Source organism: Crystallibacter permensis, from assembly GCF_025960875.1.
GTDB classification, from domain to species: Bacteria; Actinomycetota; Actinomycetes; order Actinomycetales; family Micrococcaceae; genus Crystallibacter; species Crystallibacter permensis.
The window spans coordinates 1-1585 of sequence record NZ_JAODLR010000059.1; the positions used below are offsets into that span (position 1 = coordinate 1).

The 1585-nt window shown below is 62.5% G+C and carries 2 protein-coding genes; one reads left to right on the forward strand and one right to left on the reverse strand.

What is annotated here, in order from left to right:
• Nucleotides 1–215: 215 nt before the first annotated feature.
• Nucleotides 216–734 carry a hypothetical protein gene (locus tag B0G38_RS23135; protein WP_264671647.1) on the reverse strand — a complete coding sequence of 173 codons (519 nt, stop codon included), beginning with the start codon at nucleotides 732–734 and terminating at the stop codon, nucleotides 216–218.
• A 387-nt stretch (nucleotides 735–1121) separates the two neighbouring features.
• On the opposite strand from B0G38_RS23135, the gene B0G38_RS23140 reads away from it, so the two are divergent.
• The gene (locus B0G38_RS23140; RefSeq protein WP_264671648.1) at nucleotides 1122–1355 is read left to right on the forward strand and encodes a hypothetical protein; all 234 of its coding nucleotides are present in this window, start codon (nucleotides 1122–1124) and stop codon (nucleotides 1353–1355) included.
• Nucleotides 1356–1585: the final 230 nt, after the last annotated feature.

Below are 1585 nucleotides of genomic sequence, written 5' to 3' on the forward strand. Positions count from 1 at the left end.
TCTCCCAGATGGTCACTAGCACCAGCGGATGAGTCGAACCTGCACAGGCGCCAGCCGATGAATACGCCCGAACCTGATACGCAGAGGTGCCAGTAAAAGGGCGCAGCAAAAAGAGCGCCTCGCAAAAGCGTTGAAATCAGTATGGCACCGCTCCTGTCAGTGCTCATTTATCTTGACGCAGGCTCACCGAACGTGACGTAGCCCGCGACTTTGTCTCATCCGATATGACGCAGATTGGTCGAAAAAGAACCCGGGGCCCGCCCCGGCACGCCGACCGAGGGCGCTTCGCAAGAAAGCCGGGCCCACGGCCTTTGACCGGGACACAAAGGCGCACTGCGGCGGTTTGCGTCATGTTGAATGAGAGGACCTTGCCATAATTTCTCATCCAACATGACGTAGCCCCTAGAACCACGTGCCGTCTGCGTCATGATGGATGAGCAACGACAGCTCCCCTTCCCGCGGCAACCGGAAGGGAGCCCGGGCCGGCGGGCAGTTAAGCTTCCCGGCATCGTGTGGATGCGGTTGAACTCGTCGGCACCGATGGACTTCATCCGGTCCGCGTCCTCGTCCGCGACCAGGGCGGAGAACTGGTTGTTGTCCTGATGGCGGGTGTAATAGGACAGCTCGCCCTTGCGGGCAGTGACCGTCTCGAAGGATTCCAGGACGTTCAGCAGATCCCGCACGGTCCGGATGGAATCGATCGCGTTGGTCCATACTCCGGCGGTGCCCATCATCTCGTTGTTGTCCCATGCCAGCGTCTGCTGCCCTCTGTGTCAGCCTGGTGTGACAGTTCGAGCCGCCATTGGGCAGGCATAGAGGCGGGGAACGGAGAACATTATGGAACTACCCGTCCGGGCCGTCCAAGGCTCATAGATGCACCCCGGAAGAAAAAGTGGATGCAGCTTGAGGAATACGTAACGTTCTCCTTGCGCAGGACAGTTGCGTTGCGGCGGCCGCTGACCAGGGTGAGGTGGCATCTCGGTGTGAAGCCGCAGCAGCCGGCGCCATCCCGGCACGAGTGGTACGCACTCGTCATGCTCGATCCCTATGCGCCGACTGCCGTGCCCAGGACCTTCGTCCTCCCGAGGGGCCATGTGGCGGCCCCGGCATGGATTGGGCGCATGAACTGGCTTACCGACCCGAACGCACCTCTTGGGAAAGGCAACGCCGGGATGGATCAGGCAAGGGTCGGGATCGAGACGGGCCAGGACTACGAGGATTGCCGGTACCTGCTCGGCACGCCGGCGGACAATATCCCTGTGATGCTCCCGCCGTCGTACCGCAAACTCGCCGCCGACCCGAGAGTGGGTCTGCCGGACGGGCACCTTTGGAAGCAGAAACTGCCGGAGTGGTAGCTACGGGCACCAGGCATGTGTTCCCTTCAAATACGAGGGGCCCGGCCGGAAGAGGCGCCGACCGACCGGCGGGACCCGCGTCGTCCCGTGCCCTTGGAAAGAGCGTGCTGGCATACGCTGGGACAACCTCATCCAGCCTAGGAGGGCGCTGAACAAGGGGCAATTTTGGGCCGTGGGGTTCGCTTTCGTGCCCTTTCCGGGGCCTTGGGCGGCGCGCTGGGGGGTCTCCA

What these genes read in the sequence shown, in the direction of transcription:
- B0G38_RS23135 (WP_264671647.1), bottom strand. Translation starts at nt 734, where the DNA reads ATGATGGGCACCGCCGGAGTATGGACCAACGCGATCGATTCCATCCGG.
- B0G38_RS23140 (WP_264671648.1), top strand. Translation starts at nt 1,122, where the DNA reads ATGAACTGGCTTACCGACCCGAACGCACCTCTTGGGAAAGGCAACGCC.